The following is a 17,731-nucleotide window of genomic DNA, read 5'->3' as shown; positions in this document are numbered from 1 at the left end:
GTTACGGCCCCGAGCAGGACTACGGCTACGACGACGGCGGCGACCGCAAGCGCGGGATGTCGCCGAAGGCGGTGATCGGCATCGTGGTCGCCGGTTGCGTGGTGGCCGGCCTGGTGGTCGGCGCGCTGCTCAACTCCGGTGGCGGCGGTGGCGGCAAGACCGGAACCGTGGCCGACTCCTCAAGCGCCACAGCCGCGCCCGGCACCTCCGGGGGCGCCAAGCCCGGCGCCTCCGACGGCGCGGACGACGCCGCCAAGCAGCAGGCGTCCGCGCTGGACTCGCTGCTCAACAACAGCGACGCCAGCCGCAGTTCCGTGGTGAGCGCGGTCGCGTCGATCAAGAGTTGCAGCAATCTGTCCGGCGCCGCCGGAGACCTGCACACCGCCGCCGCCCAGCGCAAGTCCCTGGTCACCCAGCTGTCCAAGCTGCCCCTGGACCAGCTGCCCGACCACGAGGACCTGAGCAGCGCGCTCACCAAGGCGTGGCAGGCGTCCTCCGCCGCCGACACCCACTACGCGAACTGGGCCGGCCAGGCGCAGAAGAACCACAAGGTCTGCCACGGCGGCCACGCCAAGAACACCACCGAGACGCAGGCCGGCGACCGGGAGAGCGGCACCGCCACCGCCGAGAAGAAGAAGGCGGTCAAGCTGTGGAACTCGATCGCCAAGAAGTACGGCCTCACGCAGCGGCAGTTCACGCAGCTCTGACACGGCGGTTCACGCAGCTCTGACGCGACGGCGACCGGGCGGCGCGACCGGTCCGGCCTGTGCGACCTATGCGGCCGGTACGGCTCGTACGGCCGGTACGGCTGCCGGCGCGGTCAGGACCGGCCGTCCCGTTTCAACGGGGCGTACGACGCCGGCCTGAGCGTCTTGGTCACGTTGACGAAGCCCGGCTGCGCCTGGACCAGCCGGCCGCGCCGCACCTTCTGGTAGACGATGTCGGCGTTGACCATCCGCGGGTGGTCGGGAATGCTCAGCAGATCGGCGTCGGTCCAGCCGAGGTCGGGGGTGAGGCCGCCGGTCGACAGCTTCGTGGTCGCGTCCATCGCGTGCCGCACGCTGTTCGCGTCGATCTTCGTCTTGTCGCTCATCGCGCGCACCACCTTGGCGAACACGGAGTACGCGATCCACGTGGTCTGCACCCCGGGGTCGGCGACGTCGATCGTGTCGTCACCGAAGGCGTACTTGGTGATCACCGACTTCATCTCGCTCCACTTCGGATCCGAGGCCGGCGGATACCAGTCGGCGATCTTCGTGCCCTCCAGCGGGCTCTTCGCGCCGCCGCTCGCGTCCACCACGGACTGCTGCACGCTGCCGATCACCGAGGAGAGCTGCACCTTCGGCCGCACGTCGCCGACCCGACGCAAGAAGTCGAAGAAGGTGCTGGTGTGGTCGCCGAGCACCGCGGACACGCACGTGGACGCCCGGTCGTCGCCGACCGCCTTGGTGGCGACGTCGGTGTAGTCGGTCGAGTTGTCCTTGGCGAGGATGTCCTCGACCGGGTGCTTGCCCCCCGCCTTGAGCCCCTGGTCGAGGAAGATCGGGAACTGGTCGCCGGTTATGGAGTCCGGCCGGACCAGCGCGACCTTCTTGCAGCTCTGCGCGAGTTGCAGCCCGCCGCCGGCCAGCAGCGCCGGCAGCCCGCCGTTGATCGGGTACGACATCAGGCTCTGGTACTCGTCCTCGGTGATCCCGTAGCCGCCGATGTACGGGATGTCGTCGCCCTCCAGCGCGGAGATGAAGCTGCTGCCCTCCTCGCTGTACGACCCGACGACGGCGACCGCGTGCGCGCCGGCGGCCTGCTTGGCGCAGTTGGTGACCGTGACCGCGTCGTTGTGCTCGTCGCAGGTGAGCACCTTGAGCTTGCGGCCGTGCAGCCCGCCCTGGTCGTTGATGTTCCTCTCGACGGCTTTGGCCATCCCCAGCATGCCCGGCATGTTGGTGGCGTTGGTGCCCACCGGCGCCCACGTCATCACCACGATCGGCCCCGGGGAGCCCCCCGCGCTTCCCGGAATGACACCACACCCGCTGACCAGCGCGGATACGGCAAGTAGCGGGACGACGGCACGCCGGAGCGCGCCCCTGCGGCGGTCAGTCATGTCACTGGAAGATTCCGTTTCCGGCCCAACGCCCGGGTGACCGGATACCAACGCGCGGTCACGTTCGGGTGAATTACAGGTGTCGCCGATCGGGTGCGTACGATCGTGCGCTGTGCAAGGTTCGGAGAAGTCTTCCCGTCGCGGCCGTCACTCCTCCACGATGGGTGGCATGCCCCTCAACGACATGCCGTGGTGGCGCTGGCGCAGCAATGTGCGCTCCGCGCTGCACATGATCAGCGACCCCGTCTTCCAGATGGAGGTATGGCGGACCGGACGCGAGGGATACGGCGACGTCACCGACGCCGTCTACCGCCTGGTCGAGGACACCTGGCTCGACAACTGGTCCGCCGAGAAGTACGTCGGCACCATCTTCCGGGACGCGCAGGAGGCCACGCTCGTCGACGTGGCGGTGCTGCGCGTGCTGAAGATCCTGCACCAGGTGGGCGCCGACGCCCCGGCCGTCGCCTACCTCGACCACTCGGCCTGGCCGGAGGCGGTGCGCGCGGCCCGCGAGGCACACGTACGGATGGCGTCGGCCGACGGCGACGACCCGGACGTGCCGCCGCGTTCGCTCGAGGTGCTGGCGATCTACAACCGGACGGCGTGATCTGAACGGTGTGACCTCAGCCGCGCGACCTCGGCCGCATGATCGGGTCCGTGTGCCGGACACACGCGCCCCCGGCTGTCCGCTTGTGCCAGGCTGGCGCTGTGAACGAACAGCAGTCGCAGCCTCCGCAGTACGTCCTCACGCTGTCGTGCCCCGACAAGCAGGGCATCGTGCACGCGGTCTCCAGCTACCTCTTCATGACCGGTTGCAACATCGTCGACAGCCAGCAGTTCGGCGACCAGGGCACCGGGCTGTTCTTCATGCGCGTGCACTTCTCCGCCGAGCCCGAGGTGACCGCCGACAAGCTGCGGGCCAGTTTCGCCGCGGTGGGCGACGCCTACCACATGGACTGGCGCATCCACCCGTCCGCGGAGCGGATGCGGATCGTGCTGATGGTCAGCAAGTTCGGCCACTGCCTCAACGACCTGCTCTTCCGCGCCAGCACCGGCGCGCTCCCGGTCGAGATCGCCGCCGTCGTCTCCAACCACACCGACTTCCGCGCCCTGGCCGAGTCCTACCACGTGCCCTTCCACCACATCCCGGTCACCAAGGACACCAAGGCCGAGGCCGAGGCGCGGCTGCTGGAGATCGTGTCGACCGAGGGCGTCGAACTGGTCGTGCTCGCCCGCTACATGCAGGTCCTCTCGGACGACCTGTGCCGGAAGCTGTCCGGCCGGATCATCAACATCCACCACTCCTTCCTGCCGAGCTTCAAGGGCGCCAAGCCGTACCACCAGGCACACGACCGTGGTGTGAAGCTGATCGGCGCGACCGCGCACTACGTGACGGCCGACCTCGACGAGGGCCCGATCATCGAGCAGGAGGTCGAGCGGGTCGGCCACGAGGTCACCCCGGAGCAACTCGTCGCGATCGGCCGGGACGTGGAGTGCCAGGCGCTGGCGCGTGCGGTGAAGTGGCACAGCGAGCACCGGGTGCTGCTCAACGGACGGCGGACCGTGGTGTTCGCGTAGCGGGTCGCGGCGCGGGCGGAGGTCGCGAGGTCCTCAGCTCTTCACGTCCTCAGCTCTTCACGTCCTCAGCTCCTCAAGTCCTCAGCTCCTCAAGTCCTCAAGTCCTCACGATGTCTTCACAGGCGCGACAGCGACGCGGCCGCGTACAGCACGTCCCGGATCGCCGCCCGGTCGCCGGCCATGCCCGCCGCCGCGCGTTCCGGCGGCACGTGACCCGTGGCGAGCTGGCAGAACTCCAGGCTGTCCATCGCCACATGCGCCACCTGGTTCTCGGGCGAGGCCACCGCGCCCGGCGAGTCGAGCGCCAGCCACCACTCGCCGCCCCCGTTGCCCTCGATCTCCAGCTTCAGCGAACGCCCCGGCGAGCCCGCAGCGACCAGCCGCGCCGGTGACGTGGCCAGCCCGGCCCTGCGCCGCGCGGCGAGTACGTCGGGCAGCTTGCCGGCGGTCAGGTCGACGATCCGCCGCAAGTGGCTCGCGGCGGGCGTCTCGTACGGGTAGTCCACCGCCTCCGCGATGTCCGTGGCGTGCGTCCAGCACGCGAAGGCGCGATCCACGAACGCGTCCTTGAAAGGGAGTTCGAAGTCGCCGTAGTCCACCGGGAGACCGGCGACCCCTTCGCCCGCGAACGCGACCGTACGCACCAGCCGGTGGCTCTGCTCGCGCCACAGCAGTCGCAACGTCGCGCCCGGCAGGTCCTGGTGGGTGGCCCAGTGCGCGGCCGTGCGCGCGACGGGTGAACGCGGCAACTCGATCTCCTCGGCGGCGTGGTCGAGGCGTACCGGCCGCAGCCGGTCGAGACCGTAGCGCTCGGTGGCGTCGTCGGCCGCCGTCTCGATGCTCTGCTGCGGCAGCCCGAGGGCCCGGCCGATCAGGCCGTCCACGGCGATCAGGTGCGCGATGACCTGACCGACGGTGAACTCCCGTGCCACCGGGGCGCCGTCGAACCACTGCAACCGCACCGGCGTGGTCCAGTAGCCGTCGCCCAGATCGCGCAGCAGCGCGTCCAGCCGGGCGGCCTCCGCGTCGTAGGGCCCGGCCCACTCCGGTACCGGGATACGCGCCGGGCGCCGCCCCAGGCACCCTTCGAGCACCCGTGCCCGCAGCAGCGGGTCGAGGTCCAGCGACTCCTCATGGTGCAGCAGGCCGACCGCGTCCCGCAGCCGCAGCGCCTCCTCGGCGCAGCCCGCGCAGTCCGTCAGGTGCACCTCGACCGCGAGGGCCTCGTCGCGCGAGCAGGCCGCCAGCGCCCAGGCGCCGAGCAGGGACTTGAGGGTGCCGTGGTCGTACGGCGGCAGGCGGACGGTGGCCACGGCCGAGGACGTTCCGGGGCTGGCGCGCGGCGGGTGCGGCTGGGGCGGGTCCGCCGCGTCGGGCGGCTCGGCCGGCCGCGACGGGCCGAAGGGCGCGGGCGCGGGCTCGGAGTCGGCGGGGGCGTCGGCAGACGACCCGGCGGGCGGTCCGGCGGGAGGGTCAGTGGGAGGTCCGGCGTGAGGGCCGACCGGCGCGGCGGGGCCGGGCGACGGCGGGCCGAAGGGCAGGTCGTCGGGCGAGCCGTGCTGCTCGCGCTGGGCGGGGATGCGCGGGCGGCGCCCGTCCCCTCGGCCGCCGTCGGCCGACGGGCCGTCGCCGTCGGGGTACACGGGGCCGCTCACCGCTGGCCTCGCTCGGTGTTCGGGTCGAACGACGTCTCGGGCTGGTCGTCGGGTTCCATCGCGGTGGACAGCAACTGAAGGCCCAGCCGCAGCCTGCGGCGTGCCTCGTCCTCGCTCACGCCGAGGTCGGCCGCGGCGGCGCGGTAGTCCAGCCGTTCCCGGTAGGCGAGTTCGAGCGCGGCACGCAGCGGGGCCGGCATCGATGTCACGATGAAGTCGGCGCGTGCCGCGGTGTTCGCCTCGCGCACGCGTGCCTCCAACACGTCGGGGTTGGTCCGGCCGCGGTTCTCGTACTGGCGCAACCGGTGCACCGCGTGCCGCTGGGTGAGCGCGGCGATCCACGACCGCAGCGAACCGTACCGCGGCTCGTAGGCATCCGGGTTCTCCCAGACGTACCCGAACACTTCCCGGGTGATCTGGTCCGCCGCGCTGTCGTCGTCGGTCACCCGGTGCGCGAGGCCGTGGACGAGGGAGGCGTAACGGTCGTACAACTCACCGAGCGCCGCCTCCTCGCCCCGCGCCAGCCGCTGCTGCATCTTGCGGTCCCAACGCGGCGGTGCGGGTGTCGCCATGTCCCGGCCCCCTTGCCTCGTCCGACGCGTGCCCTGCCCTGCCCGGTCCTGCCCGTTCTGCGCTGCCCGGCGCCGACCCGGCGTATCCGCCTGCCTCCCCGACGTTACCCGGCACCCACGAGGGCGTACGCGGCTTTGCACCAACCTGACACCGGATGCGACCGCTTCTGTCGGTCTGTTATGCGGGTGTGACCAGAAGATTGCGGGGGTGCGACCGGGAGCGGGCATAGGGTCGTAGGACGGGAAAATCCAAGTCGACGGCGAGGCGAGGTGGGAACCGGTGCTGGTGACCCAGGCCGAGCGGGACGGCTGGGCGGTGGTCACGGTCGCGGGAGAGATGGACCTGATCTCGTCGCCCGCGGTCCGGCAGAAGGTGCATGAGGCGGTCGCCGATGGGCGGCGCAGTCTGGTGCTCGACCTCGCCGGGGTGCGGTTCTGCGACTCCAGCGGGGTGGGCGTGCTGATCGGCGCCCGCCGGCTGATGCGGTCCTGCGCGGGGCGGCTGCGGATCGTGCTGCCGCAGGAGGGCGCCGAGGGCGCACCGCCGCCCGGCACGACGGGGGCAGCCGGGGCGCCTGGGCAGATCGCCGGTCACGGCGGGGAAGCGCACGTCAACCGGGTGTTGGCCGCGCTCGGCGTGCGCCGGCTGTTCGAGGTCTACCCGGATCTGGACGCGGCCACCGACGACACCGCCAGGCCGCTGTCCGCCTGAGCGCGCGGCCCCGCAGCCGCCCGGTGGCCTGCCTGATGCCTGCCCTGATGCCCGCGTAACGCACTACGCGGCCGGCGCGGCGTGGCCGAGGATGGACCCATGACCCTCCTCACCTTCGTGCGCGGCGACATCACCGAGGAACCGGTGGACGCGGTGGTCAACGCCGCGAACTCCTCCCTGCTCGGCGGGGGCGGCGTGGACGGCGCCATCCACCGCAAGGGCGGCCCCGAGATCCTGTCCGCCTGCCGCGACCTGCGGGCATCGCACTACGGCCGTGGGCTCCCCACCGGGCGGGCCGTCGCGACCACCGCGGGACGGCTGCCGGCGCGCTGGGTCATCCACACCGTGGGCCCGGTCTGGCAGGCGGGGGAGGACCGTTCCGAGCTTCTCACCTCCTGCTACCGGGAGTCGCTGCGCGTAGCCGACGAACTGGGCGCCGCCACCGTCGCGTTCCCCGCCATCTCCACCGGCGTCTACCGCTGGCCGATCGACGACGGTGCCCGCATCGCCGTACAGACCGTGCGCGCGACCCCTACCTCCGTCACCGAGGTGCGCTTCGTCCTCTTCGACGATGTCGCTTATGAGGTATTCAGGGCTTACGGGTAAACCGGTTTCGGGGCGATCGTCGTGGTCACGGAGCGTCCGCGGCGGGTTGTGTCCGATGCGTGACTTGTTACGCGGTGGAGTCGGGGTGGTCCTCGGGTACGCTCCATCGGGTGCGCGTACGTTCCAGGCTTCCCCAGGGGGCCGCTCGGCTGGTCCGAAGCGGTTCTGTGTCTGGCTGCGCGATCCCTGGCCGGATGCGGCGCACAGTATGCGGTGCGCCCGCTCCGCTGCGGGGGAATATGCCCGAAGCGCTTGTTGGAGTACCAGTCGGTCGACCAAGCTATGTGACGTATTTGTCACATACGGTGACGACGGGCAGGCGTGAGGCGTCGGGTCAGCCGGTTCGGATGGTGTGAGCAGTGCAGATGCTTCAGATGCAGCTCGAGGTCGGTGTCGACCCAGCGGAGGTCGGACGCGCCCGCCGCTGGGCGAGGTCACGACTGGTGGGTTCCGGGATAGGAGCCGACGAACCGGTCGCCGAGACGCTACTCCTGCTCATCTCCGAACTTGTCACCAACGCCGTGGTGCACACCGGCTGCCCGGCTGTGCTGCGCATGCTCTTCCCCGCCGCGCCGGCCTCTCCGGTACGGGTCGAGGTCGCCGACGCCAGCGTCCTCCCGCCCGCCCCGCGGCATGCCGACCGTGACGAGACCGGCGGCCGCGGCCTGGAACTGGTCGACGGCCTTGCCGACCGCTGGGGCTGGCACCCGGAAGGCGCGGGCAAGCAGATCTGGTGCGAGGTCGACCGCGCCACCGCCGTCCTGACCTGACCTGACTCCGAACCTGACCCGCCCGCCACCCCGGCCACGGCACTTGGCCGTTGTTGTGGAAGTAGCGCCGTCCACCCGAAGGGCGGGGGCAGCGGTGTCTGGTGTTCCCCCGCAGCCTTCGGCGTTGGTGGGGGCGCCTCCGCCGAAGCCAGGTGGAGAGCGTGCGTGCCAGGCGCCACGGTGCTGGGGGCGCCCCGAGCCGCCAGGCTAGGGGGAGGCTTCCAAGGCACGGCCTAGCCGCGCGCCGACGTCTGGAACGTCCGCCGATACACCGTCGGCGACACACCCAACGTGCTCTGGATGTGCTGCCGAAGCGACGCCCCCGTGCCGAACCCCGCCTCCCGCGCGATCTGGTCCACCCCGAGGTCGGTCGACTCCAGCAACTGCCGCGCCCGCTCGATCCGCTGCTGCGTCAGCCACTGCCCCGGACTCAGCCCCACCTCTTCCCGGAAGCGCCGCGTGAACGTCCGTACGCTCATCGCCTCCCGCTCGGCGAGCTGCCGCAACGTCACCGGCTGCTTCAACCGTTCCAACGCCCACGCCCTGGCCCGCTCGGTGCCCGCCAACTGCGGCTCGGGCAGCGGCCGCCGGATGTACTGCGCCTGACCGCCCTCCCGGTGCGGCGGCACCACCGTCCGGCGGGCCACCCCGTTCGCCACCGCGGTGCCGAAGTCCCGCCGCACGATGTGCAGGCACACGTCGATCCCCGCCGCCACCCCTGCCGAGGTGAGCACGTCGCCGTCGTCCACATACAGCACGTCCGGGTCAACCCGCACCCGCGGGAAGAGCCGTTGGAAAAGGTCCGCGCTGTGCCAGTGCGTGGTCGCCGGCCGCCCGTCCAGCAACCCGGCTGCCGCCAGCAGGAACGACCCCGTGCAGATCGACACCACCCGCGCACCCGGCCTGATCGCGGCGAACGCCGCCGTCAGTTCGGCATTGAGTTGTCCCTCCTCGTAGACCTCCCCCAACTCGTGTGACGCGGGCACCACCACCGTGTCCGCCTCGGCCAGCGCCTCGATGCCGTGCTCGACCACGATCGTGAAGTCCGCGTCGGTCCGCACCGGACCCGGGCGCACGCTGCACGTCACCACCTCGTACAGCGCCGGGCCGCTCTCCTCCCGCTCCGGGCTTCTCGCGGCCCCGAAAATCCGCAGCGGGATGCCGAGTTCGAACGGGATCACCCCGTCGAGCACGAACACCGCCACCCGGTGCCGCCCACCGTCGCCGAAGACGCTAGCCCGCGCGGGAATCCGAGAATCTGCCATGGCCCGATTCTTTCACACCATGGCCTTCGGGCCACTCGTCTTCGGGGAGTACCCCCCGGAGACTGAGCGTCGTGACGCAGACATCTCGCACTCCAGCGCCCGCCGACGGTCCCGCCGCGCTCGCCGGCTCCGCCGTACCCGGCGACACCGCCGGGCCGCGCCGGCACCCGCGCCCACGACCGCACCGCGCCTGGGCGGTCGCCGCCGTCACGTTCGTGACCATCGTCGGTTCCGCCGCATTCGCCTCCCTTCCCGGACTCCTGATCGACCCGCTGCACAGCGAGTTCGGCTGGTCGCGCGCCATGATCGGCTTCGCCGTCTCCGTCAACCTCGCGCTGTACGGGCTGACGGCGCCGTTCGCCGCCGCTCTGATGGACCGCTTCGGCATCCGGCGCGTCGTCGCCTGCGCGTTGCTGACGATCGCGCTCGGCGCCGGACTCACCGTCTACATGACCCAGGTATGGCAACTGGTGCTGTGCTGGGGTGTTCTGGTGGGACTGGGCAGCGGCTCGATGGCGCTCGCGTTCGCCGCGACCGTCGCCAACCGCTGGTTCGTCGCCCGCCGCGGCCTGGTCACCGGCATCCTCACTGCCGGTGGCGCGGCCGGGCAGTTGGTCTTCCTCCCTCTCCTGTCATGGATCACCCAGCACCACGGTTGGCGTCCCGCCGCTGCGACGGTCGCCTTCGCGGCACTCGCGGTCGTGCCCTTCGTCTGGCTATTGCTGCGCGACCACCCCGCGGACGTCGGTGTGGCCCCCTACGGCGCGGCGGAGTTCGTGCCCAAGCCCCTGCCGGTCACAGGGGCGGCCGGGCGCGCGCTGCGGGCACTTCTCCAGGCGGCACGCGGCGGTACCTTCTGGCTGCTGGCCGGCAGCTTCGCGATCTGCGGAGCGTCGACCAACGGTCTGGTGAAGACCCACTTCGTGCCCGCCGCGCACGACCACGGGCTGCCGGTGACGACCGCGGCGTCCCTGCTCGCCGTCATCGGGGCGTTCGACATCGCGGGCACGGTGGCCTCCGGATGGCTGACCGACCGCCTGTCGCCGAGGCGGCTGCTCGCGATCTACTACGGACTGCGCGGACTCTCCCTGATGTTCCTCCCGATGCTGTTCTCGGACAGCATCCATCCCTCGATGGTGCTGTTCATCGTCTTCTACGGCCTCGACTGGGTGGCGACGGTGCCGCCGACTATCGCGCTGTGCCGTGAGCACTACGGCGAGAACAGTGCGATCGTCTTCGGCTGGGTGCTCGCGGCGCACCAGATAGGTGCGGCCCTGGTCGCCTACCTTGGCGGGGTGGCGCGTGACGCGCTCGGTTCGTATGACGTCGTCTGGTACACCTCCGGTGCGTTGTGCGCGGTGGCCGCGCTGATGTCCTTGGTCGTCCGTCATCGGCCGGTCGCCGCGCCCGTGATGGCGGTTACTGGGTGAACGCCCCGAATGTCTGTGCTAGTTCCGGTTCGCGTGGAGTTCACTCGCCTGGGCGAATGGGCGACCTGGAGCCCGCGACGGCACCGTCGTCGCGTGGATCGGCCCGTACAGAGGGGCTCGTATAGAACGAGTCCGTATAGAACGAGCCCGTACGGAACGGCCCGTACGGAACAGCCCGTACGGAACAGCCCGGGGCGGGCGGCTCGTATAGATGGAACGGTGCGTGCCAAACCAACTGCGGTGGAGCGGCGTTGCACCGTCGCCCGTCGCCCGTCGCCCGCCGCGTACCGCTCTATCGCGCGCGGGCGGCCGCGCGCGCGATCCGGCGCGCGTCGATCGCCATCTCGCGGAACATCCCGCTGATCGGATTGGTGAACCCGGTGAAGTACAGCCCAGGCGCGCCCGGAGGTGTCCTGGCCCCGTGCACCACCGGGCGGCCGCGGCCGTCGAGCACGCCGAGGTGGCCCACGAGCGGTTCGAGGCCCCGCCGGTAGCCGGTCGCGGCGATCACCACCTCCGGACCGATCTCGGAGCCGTCGGCGAGCTGGACCTTGTCGCCATCGAACTCGGCGACGGCCGCGACGGGTTCGACCCGGCGCGAGCGGATGGCGGCGATCAAGCCGACATCCTGCACCGGGATCGCGCCGTCGAGCACGCGCGAGTACAGCCCGGTCTCGGGGCGGGGCAGGCCGTACGCGGACAGGTCCGGTATGCCGGCCCGTTCGATGTACGGCGCGACGCGGTCCACCAGCCGCGGCGGCAGCCGGCGGCAGACGATCCCGCTCGCCTGCGCGGGCCAGCCGAGCGTCGAACGGCGCAGGATATGAGGGGATGTCCGCACCGCGAGGCGTACCCGCGCGGCGCCGCCCTCCATCAGGTCGACGGCGATCTCTGAGCCGGTGTTGCCCACGCCGACCACGAGAACGTCCCGCCCTGTATAGGGGACAGCATTGCGGTAGCGGGCCGCGTGCAGAAGATCACCGGAGAAGGTGTTTCGTCCCGGCCAGTCGGGTATGTACGGACTGTGGTTGTGGCCGGTCGCCACCACGACCACGGCAGAAGAGAGCACTCGGCCCCCGGTCGCGGGCAGTTCCCAGCCCGCGCCCTTCCGTTCCACACGTCCCACCTCGATACCAGTGGCGATTTCGAGTTCGTGGTACTCGGCGTACGCCTCCAGGTAGCGCACCACGTCGTCCCTGCTGACCCATCGGCCGTACCGGCGCGGAATGGGCAGTCCCGGCAGTGCCGACAACCGCCGCGTGGTGTGCAGATGCAGCCTGTCGTAGTGGCCGCGCCAGGACGTTCCCACCTGTTCCGCGCGCTCCACCACGAGCGGCCTCAGTCCCCGCTGCCGCAGTGCCGCTGCCGCGGCCAATCCGCCGGGCCCGGCGCCGATGACGATGGCGTCGGGTGCGGAGGTGGTCGGGGGGACCCGGTCGTTGGCGGTCGTGGGGTCGGCCATGGGGGCACTCCTGGGAGCCTGAATACGTCTGTTACGAGCAAGGTGGTGATAGCCGGAAGGTATTCATACGGGCGGGTGCGAGCGTAGTCCCCCGTGCCGGTCCAGCGGCATGGGCCGCTGCCTGCTGCCCACCTGCCGGTCGCGGTCCGCCACTTGCCGCCCAACGGTCACTGGTTGTCGCTCGCCACGCGTCGCCCGCTGCTCGTTGCTCGCGCCTGTCGCTTGCCACGCACCGCTCGCCGCCTGTCGCCTTTCCGCCTGCTGCCGGGAACGCGACGACGCGGGCGCCGGTGGTCTCCCCCGAGACCTTGTGGCGCCCGCGTCGGGGCGTGGTGTTGCGGCAGGACTGGCGAGTGCGGGGCCGAACGGCCTCGCAGGCGGAAGGTGTTGGCGCTGCCGCTACTTCGGCGGTTTCTTCCCGGTGACTCCGAGGTGGACGAGCAGCGCCAGGTTCGGCTTCAGATCGGCCTGCTTGACGCCGGAGCCGGTGAAACCTTTCTGGTGCGCGGCGACCGCGGCCAGCATGGCCACCAGCGAACCGGCCACGGCCGGCGCGCTGACCTGCTTGTCGACCTTGCCCTTGCTCTGAAGTTCCTTGATGGACTCGGTGAGCGAGCCTGTCACGGAGTTGAGGATGCGGGTTCGGATTCTGTTGAAGCGCTTGTCGCCTTCGGCGGCACCCAGGTCGATCACGCGCAGGATTGCGTCGTTCCTGCGCCAGAAGGACAGGAAGCCGTCGACGAGTTGGTCTGCGGCGAGCGCGCCGGACTTGCCGACCCAGGAGCGGCCTGCGACCAGTTCGGTCAGGCTTGCCCCCTCTTTGGCCATCTCATCGGCGAGTTCAAGGACGGCGCCCTCGACGTCGGGGAAGTACTGATAGAACGTTGCGGGGGAGGTGCCCGCCATCCGGGCGACGTCAATCACCTTGACATCCCGGTACGGCGACGTGCTGAGCATCTCGCCGAGGCAGTCCAGCAGCTTCTGCCGCGTTGCCTGCCCGCGGCGGCCCGCAACACGGCCGTCGACGGTGCGAACTTGTCCTGTCATGCCGTCAGTTTACCGACCCGTGATCGGCGCGCGATTTGGCGGCGTGCAAACGGGGACGGACTCCTTCCGTTTGGCGAACCACCAGTTCAACGGTGCTTTCTTCCGTCCCGGCGGCCCCATTGGCGGGCGGGCGAAATGTGGTGAATGGGTGATTCGGTGATGCGATGTGGGCAGCTCGAAGAATTGACCATATGTTCGAATTCTCGCGGGTGTGGTGGGGAAGATCACTGGTTACGGTGGCAATGACAGCGTGTCGCAGACACGGCGCGGGCCATCGCGGAGATAAGAGAGGATCGGGTTATGTCGGCATTCGGAGAAGGCGCCCCATGCTGGGCTGATGTGTCCCTGCCCGATCTCGCCGTGGGCCGGACCTTCTACGGCGAACTGCTCGGCTGGACCTTCGAGGACCAGGGCGAGGAGTTCGGCCACTACACGATGGCCCTGCGTGACGGCGTCAAGGTCGCGGCTCTGATGCCGAAGATGGATCCGTCGATGCCCACCGCCTGGGGCGTCTTCCTCGCGGTCACCGACGTGGCCCGGACCGCCGAGAAGGTCAGGGCGGCCGGCGGGCAGGTGGTTCTCGGGCCGGACGCGGTCGGCGACAGCGGTGTGATGGCCGGGATCGTCGACCCGGGCGGCTCCTTCGTCGGGCTTTGGCAGCCCGGCGGTCACCAGGGCTTCGACCTGGTCAACAAGCCGGGCGCCTACGCCTGGTCGGAGAACCACACGCAGGACGCCGAGGCCGTCGACGCCTTCTACCAGGACGTGTTCGGATACGAGTCCCAGCAGGTCGGCGACGGGGTTCACTTCGACTACAAGGTGTGGTCCGTGCCCGGCGCCGAGGACCCGTCGCTCGGCCGGCTGAAGTTGGGCGGCGCCGCCGAGGGCACCCCCACCGCGTATCAGGTCTACTTTGCGGTCGGCGACTGCGACGACGCGGCCACCACCGTCCGCCGGCTCGGCGGCCAGGTGCTGGTGGCCCCCACGGAGTCGCCCTATGGCCGCACCGCCATCGTCACCGACGACCAGGGGGCGCGGTTCGCCGTGATCGACCTCGCGCGCCGGTCCGACTCGATACCCGGGCAGTAGGGCCGGCTGCCATCTTCTGACGCCCGTTCCGGCGCGGCGGCTGGCCGCCGGGCACCGGGGAGCGGATGATAACGAGTTCGCTTTCCGGGCGTGTCGTGGTGGCCCCGGGTTCGCAACCGGCGCTCTTCCCAGGAAGAATCGGGTCCGTACCCTGGCACGGGAGCCAGCGACCGGCCGGACGGGGCCGCGCAGCACGGGGAACGGCCGCGAACAGCGCGGGCACGGGGAGGTGGCAGGGCAAGTGGTGGAGCAGCTTACGCAGCATGACCCGAGACGGATCGGCCCTTTCGAGGTGCTGGGACGGCTCGGCGCCGGCGGCATGGGGCTGGTCTATCTCGCCCGCTCGGCCTCCGGTCGGCGGGTGGCGATCAAGACCGTGCGGGCCGAGCTCGCCGAGGACCAGCTCTTCCGTGTCCGCTTCACCCGTGAGGTCGAGGCAGCCCGTGCGGTGTCAGGCTTCTACACCGCCGCCGTCGTCGACGCCGACCCGCGCGCCGCCGTCCCCTGGCTCGCCACCGCCTATGTCCCCGCGCCGTCCCTGGAAGAGATCGTCAACGAGTCCGGCCCGCTGCCCGCCCAGGGAGTGCGCTGGCTCGCCGCCGGTATCGCCGAGGCGCTGCAGTCGATCCACGCCGCGGGCCTGGTGCACCGGGACATGAAGCCGTCGAACGTACTGGTGGTCGAGGACGGGCCGCGGGTGATCGACTTCGGCATCGCCTCCGGGGTGTCCAACACCAGGCTGACGATGACGAACGTCGCCGTCGGCACCCCCGCCTACATGTCGCCCGAGCAGGCCCGCGACTCCCGTAGCGTGCGCGGCGCCAGCGACATCTTCTCGCTCGGCTCCACCCTGGTCTTCGCCGCGACCGGACACGCGCCGTTCCACGGGGCCAACCCGGTCGAGACCGTCTTCATGCTGCTGCGCGAGGGTCCCGACCTGGCCGGGCTGCCCGACGAGCTGCGCCCGCTGATCGAGTCGTGCATGCGCATGAAGGCCGAGGAGCGCCCCACCCCGGCCGACCTGCAAGCGCAGCTCGCCCCGCACCTGTTCTCCTCCGGCGGCGACGACACCGGCACCGCCTCGGCCTGGCTGCCGCCCGGTGCGGTCGCCCTGATCGAGGACCGCCACCGCAGCCGGATCGGGCCGGTGCAGAACGGCAGCCGGGGAGCGCGCCAGCCCGGCCCGCAGGTTTCCGGTCCGCAGATCCCCGTGCCGCAAGGCCCTGGGCCCCAACCGCCCGCGCCGCAGGGCCCCGCGCCGCAGCCCTCCGGGCTGGTGCCGCCGCCACCCGTGTCACCGCCTCGTCCGCAGCAGCCGCCCCGCAGCCCCGCGCCCCAGCACGCGGCCGCGTCCGTACAACTCGCCGGGTCCGCGCCGATCGGGCCCGGGCTGCGGCTGGCGCGGGCGGCCGACCTCAAGGCGACGGCCGGCCCGGTGCCCGGCACCGAGTGGGTGCGCCCCCGCGGCGGTGCCCACCGGGCCGCGGAGGCCCCGCCGGTGTCCGTGCCCGTAGTGCCGCGTCCGTCCGGCCCGCCGGGGGAGTGGCGGCCGTGGCGGTTCCGGATGTCGAACGACGTGTGGGGCACCCCCGTCGTCGACAGCGGTCTGCTGTATGTCACGTCCTTCGAGGTGCACGCGCTCGATGTGGCCAGCGGGCGGCGGCAGTTCAAGACCAGGGACGTGGCCTGGACGATGGCGGTGGCCGGCGGCCGTATCCACGCGTCGGACGGGCCCAGCTTGTTCGCGCTGGGTGCGACCGACGGCGGCGAGCGGTGGCGTACCCCGATCGACGGCTGGGTGTACGCCGTGCAGGCCGACGCGAGCACCGTCGTCACGGGTACCCGTGGCGGCGTGGTGCAGGCGTGGGACGTCGAACGGGGGACGCTGCGGTGGGAGCGGGCCGGGGCGCAGACGGAGTTCGAGTCGCCGGATGCCGGACCCGCCATCGAGGACCGGGTGGTGTTCTACCAGGGCGGCGGCCTGCTGCATGCGGTGGACGCGTTCAACGGCGCGGAGCTGTGGTCGTATCCGGTGGGGGAGCCCGGCGCGGCCGGTTCGGTGGTCACCCGGCCGGTGGTCGCCGACGGAGTCGTCCACCTCACCGCCGGCACCCGGGTGTTGGCCCTCGACGCGCGCACCGGCACGGAGCGGTGGCACTTCGAGGCGCCCGCCGTGATGTTCGCACCTCCCACGCATGTGCCCGGCCCGGGTGCCTCCGGCGGCGGGATCTACGTCACCGACCATCTCGGCACGGTGTACGCACTGGATCCGGCGGACGGCCGGGACCGCTGGCGGGTCGCCACCGAGCCGCGGCAGTCGCTGGAGCCGGTGGTGGTCGCCGCCGGCGGGGTCCACCTCGGGGCGGGCAGCGCGCTGTACACGCTGGACGCGGTGAGCGGGACGCCGCGTTGGCGGTTCGCCGCGCAGGGCGAGATCATCGGGTCGCCCGCGGTGGCGGATGGGCGGGTGCACTTCGGGTCCAAGGACCACTGCCTGTACACGGTGGACGCGCAGGGCGGCCAGTTGCGCTGGCGGCTGGAGACCGGTGGCGAGATCACCGGGTCTCCGGTCACCGCCGAGGGCGTGGTCTACGCCTGCTCCAAGGACCGCTGCGTATACGCGCTGGACGCGGCGAAGGGCACCGGCTCCACCTCGCGCCGGGCCTGAGCGGAACCGCGCAGGGCGGGCCCGGAAGGGTGGGCCCGGAAGGGTGGGCCCGGAACCGACGGGCCGATCCGGGGGCGCCGGTGGTTCACGGCTCCGGCGGACCGTCGGGGGAGAGCGGCTCCGAACGCTTCGAGTACGGAGCCGGCGGCGGGTACGGCGGGGGAGACCCCGGCGCCGGCTCGGCGATGTCGTCCGACGGCAGGGTCTCGGGCCGGCCGTAGCGCGGGCGGCGCAGCCCCGAGAGCAGGAAGGCGCCGGCGAACAGCAGCAGCCCGCTCGCGACAGCGACACCCACGCCCGTGTCCAGCCCGTCGCCGCCCGCAGTCAGCGAGCCGGAGAACTGCGCCTGCCGGACCATCCACAGCACCGTGACGCCCAGCACCAGACACCCGGCCAGTGCCACCGCCGCCCACGACCGCGCCAGTACGCCCAGCAGCGTGAGCAGCGCGGCGAAGCCCATCGGGAGGAAGAGGGAGCCGAGCAGGGCCGCGTCATGATTGGTGACGCCGACGCCCGTGAAGAGGTCGTCGACCCGGATATCGGAGCCGTGACGGCCGTCGTACCAGGCTCGGAAGGGGCACCGGACGGCGGCCGTCGCTCCGGCGAGCGCGAGCAGTGACCCCATGACGTTGCGGACCATCGGAGTGCCACCGCCCCGTGTCGCTCACTCGGCCCCCACGCGGCCGACGCTACGCCGGGCGCCGCGGCACTGCCACGTGAGCGCGGGCGCGGGGGTGAACACCGCGCCGACCAGCGCTTTTCCGCCCCGGCACCCT

Annotated in this window: 15 protein-coding genes and 1 pseudogene; 9 read left to right on the top strand and 7 right to left on the bottom strand. The window is 71.5% G+C overall.

Annotated elements, in window-relative coordinates; all coding sequences use genetic code 11:
• Nucleotides 1–707: pseudogene (locus AC13HU_RS11160) on the top strand (hypothetical protein); the annotation flags it as partial.
• Nucleotides 708–820: 113 nt separating this feature from the next.
• Here the strand turns inward: AC13HU_RS11160 and AC13HU_RS11155 are convergent.
• Nucleotides 821–1,975, bottom strand: a complete 1,155-nt coding sequence (locus AC13HU_RS11155; protein WP_483041641.1) for an ABC transporter substrate-binding protein — start codon at nt 1,973–1,975, stop codon at nt 821–823.
• A gap of 286 nt (nt 1,976–2,261) precedes the next feature.
• Between AC13HU_RS11155 and AC13HU_RS11150 the strand changes: the two genes are divergently transcribed.
• Together AC13HU_RS11150 and purU are read left to right on the top strand one after the other, a co-directional pair.
• Nucleotides 2,262–2,708 carry an SCO4402 family protein gene (locus AC13HU_RS11150; protein ID WP_483041640.1) on the top strand — a complete coding sequence of 149 codons (447 nt, stop codon included), beginning with the start codon at nt 2,262–2,264 and terminating at the stop codon, nt 2,706–2,708.
• A 101-nt stretch (nt 2,709–2,809) separates the two neighbouring features.
• Nucleotides 2,810–3,679: a formyltetrahydrofolate deformylase gene (gene purU, locus AC13HU_RS11145; protein WP_483041639.1), complete on the top strand. Its 870-nt coding sequence runs from the start codon at nt 2,810–2,812 to the stop codon at nt 3,677–3,679.
• A gap of 116 nt (nt 3,680–3,795) precedes the next feature.
• Here the strand turns inward: purU and AC13HU_RS11140 are convergent, their stop codons facing one another.
• Together AC13HU_RS11140 and AC13HU_RS11135 are read right to left on the bottom strand one after the other, a co-directional pair.
• Nucleotides 3,796–5,334: a maleylpyruvate isomerase mycothiol-dependent enzyme family protein gene (locus AC13HU_RS11140; RefSeq protein WP_483041638.1), complete on the bottom strand. Its 1,539-nt coding sequence runs from the start codon at nt 5,332–5,334 to the stop codon at nt 3,796–3,798.
• On the bottom strand, nt 5,331–5,906 hold the full coding sequence (locus AC13HU_RS11135; protein WP_483041637.1) for a sigma-70 family RNA polymerase sigma factor: 576 nt from the start codon (nt 5,904–5,906) through the stop codon (nt 5,331–5,333). Before AC13HU_RS11135 ends, AC13HU_RS11140 begins: the two co-directional genes overlap by 4 nt.
• Nucleotides 5,907–6,243: 337 nt before the next feature.
• On the opposite strand from AC13HU_RS11135, the gene AC13HU_RS11130 reads away from it, so the two are divergent.
• From AC13HU_RS11130 to AC13HU_RS11120, 3 genes are all read left to right on the top strand, one after another.
• Nucleotides 6,244–6,618: an STAS domain-containing protein gene (locus AC13HU_RS11130; RefSeq protein WP_483041642.1), complete on the top strand. Its 375-nt coding sequence runs from the start codon at nt 6,244–6,246 to the stop codon at nt 6,616–6,618.
• Nucleotides 6,619–6,717: 99 nt separating this feature from the next.
• Nucleotides 6,718–7,224, top strand: coding sequence for an O-acetyl-ADP-ribose deacetylase (locus tag AC13HU_RS11125; protein WP_483041636.1), 507 nt, complete (start codon nt 6,718–6,720; stop codon nt 7,222–7,224).
• Between the two features lie 359 nt (nt 7,225–7,583).
• Nucleotides 7,584–7,994, top strand: a complete 411-nt coding sequence (locus tag AC13HU_RS11120) for an ATP-binding protein (RefSeq protein WP_483041635.1) — start codon at nt 7,584–7,586, stop codon at nt 7,992–7,994.
• 233 nt (nt 7,995–8,227) lie between these two features.
• On the opposite strand, the gene AC13HU_RS11115 is transcribed toward AC13HU_RS11120, so the two are convergent.
• Nucleotides 8,228–9,259: a GlxA family transcriptional regulator gene (locus tag AC13HU_RS11115; protein ID WP_483041634.1), complete on the bottom strand. Its 1,032-nt coding sequence runs from the start codon at nt 9,257–9,259 to the stop codon at nt 8,228–8,230.
• A 71-nt stretch (nt 9,260–9,330) separates the two neighbouring features.
• Between AC13HU_RS11115 and AC13HU_RS11110 the strand changes: the two genes are divergently transcribed.
• Nucleotides 9,331–10,689, top strand: coding sequence for an MFS transporter (locus AC13HU_RS11110; RefSeq protein WP_483041633.1), 1,359 nt, complete (start codon nt 9,331–9,333; stop codon nt 10,687–10,689).
• A gap of 292 nt (nt 10,690–10,981) precedes the next feature.
• Here AC13HU_RS11110 and AC13HU_RS11105 read toward each other — a convergent pair whose 3' ends face one another.
• Together AC13HU_RS11105 and AC13HU_RS11100 are read right to left on the bottom strand one after the other, a co-directional pair.
• Entirely contained in the window at nt 10,982–12,151 is a 1,170-nt protein-coding gene (locus tag AC13HU_RS11105) for a flavin-containing monooxygenase (RefSeq protein WP_483041632.1), read from the bottom strand.
• Nucleotides 12,152–12,550: 399 nt separating this feature from the next.
• Nucleotides 12,551–13,198: a TetR/AcrR family transcriptional regulator gene (locus AC13HU_RS11100; protein WP_483041631.1), complete on the bottom strand. Its 648-nt coding sequence runs from the start codon at nt 13,196–13,198 to the stop codon at nt 12,551–12,553.
• A 339-nt stretch (nt 13,199–13,537) separates the two neighbouring features.
• On the opposite strand from AC13HU_RS11100, the gene AC13HU_RS11095 reads away from it, so the two are divergent.
• Both AC13HU_RS11095 and afsK read left to right on the top strand, forming a co-directional pair.
• Nucleotides 13,538–14,287 carry a VOC family protein gene (locus tag AC13HU_RS11095; RefSeq protein ID WP_483041630.1) on the top strand — a complete coding sequence of 250 codons (750 nt, stop codon included), beginning with the start codon at nt 13,538–13,540 and terminating at the stop codon, nt 14,285–14,287.
• Between the two features lie 241 nt (nt 14,288–14,528).
• Nucleotides 14,529–16,955 (top strand): protein serine/threonine kinase AfsK, encoded by a 2,427-nt coding sequence (gene afsK / locus AC13HU_RS11090; protein WP_483041629.1) that lies wholly within the window; start codon nt 14,529–14,531, stop codon nt 16,953–16,955.
• An 85-nt stretch (nt 16,956–17,040) separates the two neighbouring features.
• Here the strand turns inward: afsK and AC13HU_RS11085 are convergent, their stop codons facing one another.
• Entirely contained in the window at nt 17,041–17,595 is a 555-nt protein-coding gene (locus AC13HU_RS11085; RefSeq protein WP_483041628.1) for a hypothetical protein, read from the bottom strand.
• Between the last annotated feature and the right edge of the window lie 136 nt (nt 17,596–17,731).

It is taken from the genome of Streptomyces sp. NH27, assembly GCF_056859195.1.
This window is presented reverse-complemented; position numbering and strand designations above follow the sequence as displayed.

Bases quoted from the DNA above. Each gene is read 5' to 3' on its own strand.
- AC13HU_RS11155 (WP_483041641.1), bottom strand. From the start codon at position 1,975: ATGACGTGGGCGCCGGTGGGCACCAACGCCACCAACATGCCGGGCATG.
- AC13HU_RS11150 (WP_483041640.1), top strand. From the start codon at position 2,262: ATGGGTGGCATGCCCCTCAACGACATGCCGTGGTGGCGCTGGCGCAGC.
- AC13HU_RS11135 (WP_483041637.1), bottom strand. From the start codon at position 5,906: ATGGCGACACCCGCACCGCCGCGTTGGGACCGCAAGATGCAGCAGCGG.
- AC13HU_RS11130 (WP_483041642.1), top strand. From the start codon at position 6,244: ATGGACCTGATCTCGTCGCCCGCGGTCCGGCAGAAGGTGCATGAGGCG.
- AC13HU_RS11125 (WP_483041636.1), top strand. From the start codon at position 6,718: ATGACCCTCCTCACCTTCGTGCGCGGCGACATCACCGAGGAACCGGTG.
- AC13HU_RS11115 (WP_483041634.1), bottom strand. From the start codon at position 9,259: ATGGCAGATTCTCGGATTCCCGCGCGGGCTAGCGTCTTCGGCGACGGT.
- AC13HU_RS11105 (WP_483041632.1), bottom strand. From the start codon at position 12,151: ATGGCCGACCCCACGACCGCCAACGACCGGGTCCCCCCGACCACCTCC.
- AC13HU_RS11100 (WP_483041631.1), bottom strand. From the start codon at position 13,198: ATGACAGGACAAGTTCGCACCGTCGACGGCCGTGTTGCGGGCCGCCGC.
- AC13HU_RS11085 (WP_483041628.1), bottom strand. From the start codon at position 17,595: ATGGTCCGCAACGTCATGGGGTCACTGCTCGCGCTCGCCGGAGCGACG.